Origin of the sequence: Faecalibacterium sp. OF04-11AC, from assembly GCF_003460645.1 — a bacterium.
GTDB lineage: Bacteria > Bacillota > Clostridia > Oscillospirales > Ruminococcaceae > Faecalibacterium > Faecalibacterium prausnitzii_I.
This window is the reverse complement of sequence record NZ_QTVP01000055.1, coordinates 1-4,988: the sequence shown is the minus strand read 5'-3', so window position 1 is coordinate 4,988 and position 4,988 is coordinate 1. Positions and strand designations below refer to the sequence as shown.

At 53.1% G+C, this 4,988-nt stretch carries 4 protein-coding genes, 2 tRNA genes and 1 rRNA gene; 3 read left to right on the top strand and 4 right to left on the bottom strand.

Annotation, left to right across the window (positions count from 1 at the left end):
• Positions 1 to 10: 10 nt before the first annotated feature.
• Positions 11 to 841 (bottom strand): helix-turn-helix transcriptional regulator, encoded by an 831-nt coding sequence (locus DXA70_RS13435; RefSeq protein WP_055187076.1) that lies wholly within the window; start codon positions 839 to 841, stop codon positions 11 to 13.
• Between the two features lie 686 nt (positions 842 to 1,527).
• On the opposite strand from DXA70_RS13435, the gene DXA70_RS13430 reads away from it, so the two are divergent.
• Genes DXA70_RS13430 through DXA70_RS13420 form a run of 3 tightly spaced genes read left to right on the top strand, consistent with a single transcriptional unit; the run spans position 1,528 to position 4,557 of the window.
• Positions 1,528 to 2,793: a plasmid recombination protein gene (locus DXA70_RS13430; protein ID WP_128118751.1), complete on the top strand. Its 1,266-nt coding sequence runs from the start codon at positions 1,528 to 1,530 to the stop codon at positions 2,791 to 2,793.
• 42 nt (positions 2,794 to 2,835) lie between these two features.
• On the top strand, positions 2,836 to 3,150 hold the full coding sequence (locus DXA70_RS13425; protein ID WP_112122197.1) for a helix-turn-helix domain-containing protein: 315 nt from the start codon (positions 2,836 to 2,838) through the stop codon (positions 3,148 to 3,150).
• Between the two features lie 18 nt (positions 3,151 to 3,168).
• Positions 3,169 to 4,557, top strand: a complete 1,389-nt coding sequence (locus DXA70_RS13420) for a site-specific integrase (protein WP_128118750.1) — start codon at positions 3,169 to 3,171, stop codon at positions 4,555 to 4,557.
• Between the two features lie 162 nt (positions 4,558 to 4,719).
• Here DXA70_RS13420 and DXA70_RS13410 read toward each other — a convergent pair.
• From DXA70_RS13410 to rrf, 3 genes are all read right to left on the bottom strand, one after another.
• Positions 4,720 to 4,795, bottom strand: a tRNA-Lys gene (locus DXA70_RS13410).
• Positions 4,796 to 4,798: 3 nt separating this feature from the next.
• Positions 4,799 to 4,873: transfer RNA gene (locus tag DXA70_RS13405), tRNA-Glu, on the bottom strand.
• 7 nt (positions 4,874 to 4,880) lie between these two features.
• A 5S ribosomal RNA gene (gene rrf / locus DXA70_RS13400) occupies positions 4,881 to 4,988 on the bottom strand; the annotation flags it as partial.

Here is a 4,988-nt window from a genome sequence, read left to right as displayed (position 1 = left end):
ACAAAGCCGTTCATTCGTCTGCTTCATGGGCGTTTTCCTGCTCTGCGGCAGACTGCAAGATTCCCAGCAGACCGTTCCGCAGCTGTTCCAGTGCTTCCGGCGTAGCTCCCTCCATGCCCGAAACACTGTCCAACATTGCATCCGTCAGCTGCTCTGCTGTAATCGTTGGGTGCTGTACATCCTGCCCCTTGGTCAATTCGGTGAACATCTTCTCTGCCACTTTCTTGCTCATAGCTTCCTGTTCGGCGTAATGGCTCCCGATACCCTTTTTGATCTCCTTGACCGCTGCCATGAAATACATCTCAATGTCATCAAGGTCGCCTTGGTACACAGGCTTTCTCCGAAGGCTGATGTCCTTTGCAGCCTTGGCTGCTTCCGGGGTCTTGACCTTTGTGCGCAGAAGGGTACTCAATGTCGTGAGCATAGCGTTCTGTGCTGCGATGCCGGATGCAAAGGTATCATCAAAATACTGCGCTATGCGGTAAGTAAGCTCTGCAAAGCGGGCGTTTTCCAGCAGCAGGTTGACCACCTCTGCATTGATGCGCCCTGTGTAGAGGTTCTTTGCGGCTTCTACGGACAAGCCCAGTTCGGCAATGTCGTAATTTTTGCGGTCGGGGATGTTGGTTTCTCCCAGCAGAAAATCCGTGGACACGTTGAACAGCCTTGCAATCCTCAGCACCTGCTCATGGGTCAGGGTTCCTTTCGCACCGCTGATGAAGCGGCTGATGGTGCTCTTGGAGCAGCCGATCTCCTTGGCAAGCTCTGGTTGGCTGATGTTGTGTTCTTTCATCAAGTCCGCAAGACGGATGTTGGATGGTGCGGGCAGATATTCCTGTGCCATGTGGTCGGCCCTCCTTTTTGAGCTTTTTCCTCATTATAATACGCTCTGCCGTTTTGTTCAATATAAGGTTTCCTCTCTGCCCTTGCTGTTGCAGCCCTGCAACCAGTGAGGGCATTTTTCTTTTTCCGTTGCAGTTCTGCCGCTTTTTCGCCTTTCCTGCAAAATTTTCCGTATATTCAGGCACAAGGCAAAAAACACCAGAGTTCCCACTTTGGGGTACTCTGGTGCAACACATAACACCGCCCCGCCCGGTGGCCGCAGGGTGCGGGGTTTTGTAGGCATCGAGCCGCTTGTCCACCCCTGTCCGTAAAAAGTGCATTTTTTCACGGAAGAAGTTCGTACAACCTGTACGGTCTGTACTTGTACGCACCCGTACGGCAAATCGAGATAAATTAAGGCGTGTTATCGTTTATATTTCGGGTTTCCGTACACCGTACGAACCGTACAGGTTATTTGAACTCTGTACGCGATTTTTTCGGATGCGTACGGAGCAATCAAGTTCGCATTGTGCGAACTTGATTGTAACTCTCCCGCAGGAGACGTTCCCCCTCGGAGAGTCCTCGAAGAGCCCACTACACTTTGCAGCCCATAGGGATGAAAGTGTCATAGTGGGTTATTACACTTCCGCAGAAGTGCATCTCCGTTACCCGTCACCTCTCGATGAACCTTGAAAGGAGGGATGCCCTTTGGCAAGAAATGATGGCATTGACCGCACCAGTGTTCGAAATCTCGCCGTTTCGGACAAGGCCGTTGGCAACACTCAGCAGCACAACGAGCGCGAAAAGGACAGCTACCGGAACCCCGACATCATCCCCCAGCGCACTGCATGGAACATCCACTTCAAAAAGCCAACCGCCAGCTACACCGACCTATTCGCCCAACTGGAAACCGCTGGCACGATTTCACCGCGCGGCTTGAAGCCGGATGCCACCCATTACTGCGAGCTTGTCTTTGATGTCAACTCGGCCTACTTTGACAACCACGGCGGCTACGAGTTCGCCAAGCAGTTCTATGAGGATGCCTACCAAGCTGCCGTTCAAATCGTGGGCGGTGAGCAGTATATCCTCTCGGCAGTCATGCACGCCGATGAGATCAACCGTGCCATGACCGAAGCATTAGGCCGTGAAGTCTACCACTATCATCTCCATGTGGTCTATGTGCCTGTGGTGGAAAAGCAGATCCTCTGGTCGAAACGCTGCAAGGACAAGGCACTGGTCGGCACAGTCAAGGAGACCGTCATGCAGGTCAGCCGAAGCAAGAAGTGGGCTTCCAAGCCCCTGCTGGACGATGCCGGAAAGCCTGTCCTGCAAAAGAGCGGCAAGCCAGTCCTGAAGAAGTCGTACAGTGTCCTGCAAGACGATTTCTTCCACTATATGCGCAACGCCGGGTATACGGATGTAGAGCGCGGTGAGCGTGGCAGCACTGAAGAACACCTGACCGTCACCCAGTTCAAAGTCCAGCGGGAGCAGGAGCGACTGGACACTCTGACCGCCCAGATTGACCAGAAAGAGCAGCACCTCACCCAAACCAACAAAACCCTCTCCAAGACCGAAAAGGAACTTGCCGCTGTGCAGAAAAAGGTCACGCTCACAAAAGAAGCCCTCATTCATGCGCGCGATCTGGATTATATTGGTAAGCGCACCTTTCTCGGCAACTATTCGCTGACCGAAGAAGAGTTTTCCAAGCTGAAAAAGCAAGCCGACCACGGCTATATGATGGATGTGGAGAACCGCCGCCTGAAAGAAGAACTTTCCACCGCCAAGAAAGAGGCCGTTCGTTGGAGCAACAAGTACCACGACCTGTGGTACGACGTAAAACCCTATCTGGATGCTCTCCACCGTGCGCCCGAACTGGTGTGCGGCTTTCTGGAAAAGATTCTTGCCCCCAAGCAGGAGCTCACCATGAATGTGCAGCAGCGAAACCGCAGGCGTGGGCAAGATGTAGAACTTTAAGCTGAATTTTTAGATGATATGACAATATAAGGAGAAATGCTTATGGATTTTGACCGTAATTCTATGACCGTCCCTGTGCAATCTTCCGATTATACGAATAAGTTCTTGCAAAAGGACTCGAATCCCACTACAATGGAAGTGGTCACTCAAACCAATGCCGTCAAGTCTCCGACTGACAGCCCGGCAACTACAAAGCTGGTGTACACGGTGGAAGAGATCGCACGAATGCTGGCCATCAGTCTGCGCTCTGCTTACAACCTGTGCAACAGCACCACCGAATTCCGTGTCCTGCGGGTAGGCGGAAGCATCCGTGTGCCGAAGGACAGCTTCGATGCGTGGCTCTACCGGGCAGCTTGATAAGAGGAGGCAAACAGTATGGCATATATTACGAAGCGCGGCAACTCTTACAGCGTCCGCTACACCTACGAAGATGAACACGGCAAGAGCTGCGACAAATGGGAAAGTTTTCCTACAAAAGAGGAGGCAACGAACCGAAAGAAGCAGATCGAACATGAACTGGCAGCTGGCACATTCCTGATTCCGTCCTCGGTGACGGTGGCAGAGTTCCTCATGGATTGGCTGCCCAAGCAGTGCAGCAAGCACAAGTGGGCCCCCAAAACCTACGAATCCAATCTTTCCACCATCCAGAATCTGATTATCCCCTATATCGGCAGCATGGAGATGCAGAAACTCAAGCCCTACCACATGGAAAACCTCTATACGACCCTGAGCAAAACGCCCTGCGGTTCGTATATCGAGGGAAAGAAGCAGGAATTGACCGAAAAGCAGAAGCAGCGATTCCTTTCCGGCACGACGATCCATGAGGTGCATCGGCTGCTGGGCACAACGTTCCAGTACGCCGTGGAATGGGGCATTCTTGTCAAAAGTCCTGTTCCTGTGGACAGCCCCAAGAAGTCCACGCAGGAGCGCACCATCTGGACGGTAGAGGAAATGCGGGCGGCTCTGGACAGCATGGAGGACCCCATCCTGCATCTGGCAGTCCATCTCACACTGGTGGGCGCGCTGCGAGAAGGCGAGATCGTTGGTCTGACCCCAGAAGATCTTGATTTTGACGCAGCAGATGGTATCGGAACCTTCCGTATCAACAAATCCATGCAGCGGGTGCGAAAAGAAGCCCTGAACCAAGTGGACGATGGCTGCATCATCAAGGTATTCCCGGACAAGCTGGAGCGCAGCACCACTTCCCTCATCCTGAAAAGCACCAAAACCGCATCCTCCTGCCGCACCATCTTCATGACCTCTGCACTAAAAGAAGAATTGAAGAAGTGGCTGAATCAGCTGGCGACAGACGAGAGAAAAGACCCGACACGCTACCATGACAGTGGGATGCTGTTCCGTCTGCCCAACGGTCTGGCGGTGGAGCCGGTGCTCATCCGCAAAAAGTTCCTGAAATGGCAGGACGCGCACCCGGAGTTTCCACGCATCGTCTTTCACGGTCTGCGGCATTCCAGCGCGACCTATCAGTTGATGATCTCCGGCGGTGACATCAAGGCGGTGCAGGGGACCACAGGACACGCCAGTGCGGATATGCTGGTGAACACCTACGCCCATATCCAGCAGTCCTCTCGTGTTGAACTGGGGAAGAAGTTCGAGGAAGGGTTCTATGCTAAGTCCGAAAGCCCCAGCCCACAGGCTGTACCCGCCGCAGGCGAACCGACCATCTCTATGACTGCTCTGCTGGAACTTCTGAAGAACGCAGACCCCGAAGTAAAGGCGCAGCTCCGTCTGGCTCTTCTGACCTGATGCAAAATTTACCACGCATTTCAAAGCAATTCCAGCCCATGCAGAGGATTCCCACGAAAAAGCCGACCGTGCAAAAACCGTGCATTGACCGTGCAAGCCCCGAATTTTCGGGGTTACATAACGAAAAAGAGCGTCAAATCTTACGATTCAACGCTCTTTTATTGGTGCACCTCCAGGGACTCGAACCCTGGGCCCACTGATTAAGAGTCAGTTGCTCTACCAACTGAGCTAGAGGTGCATATGGTGACCCGTACCGGAATCGAACCGATGTTAAAGGCGTGAGAGGCCTCTGTCTTAACCGCTTGACCAACGGGCCATATAAAAGTCGGCGACTACCTATTTTCACGCGCCGTTTCCAGCGAACTATCTTGGGCACGAGTGAGCTTAACTTCTGTGTTCGGAATGGGAACAGGTGGAACCTCACCGTCATC

What these genes read in the sequence shown, in the direction of transcription:
- DXA70_RS13435 (WP_055187076.1), bottom strand. Translation starts at nt 841, where the DNA reads ATGGCACAGGAATATCTGCCCGCACCATCCAACATCCGTCTTGCGGAC.
- DXA70_RS13425 (WP_112122197.1), top strand. Translation starts at nt 2,836, where the DNA reads ATGGATTTTGACCGTAATTCTATGACCGTCCCTGTGCAATCTTCCGAT.
- DXA70_RS13420 (WP_128118750.1), top strand. Translation starts at nt 3,169, where the DNA reads ATGGCATATATTACGAAGCGCGGCAACTCTTACAGCGTCCGCTACACC.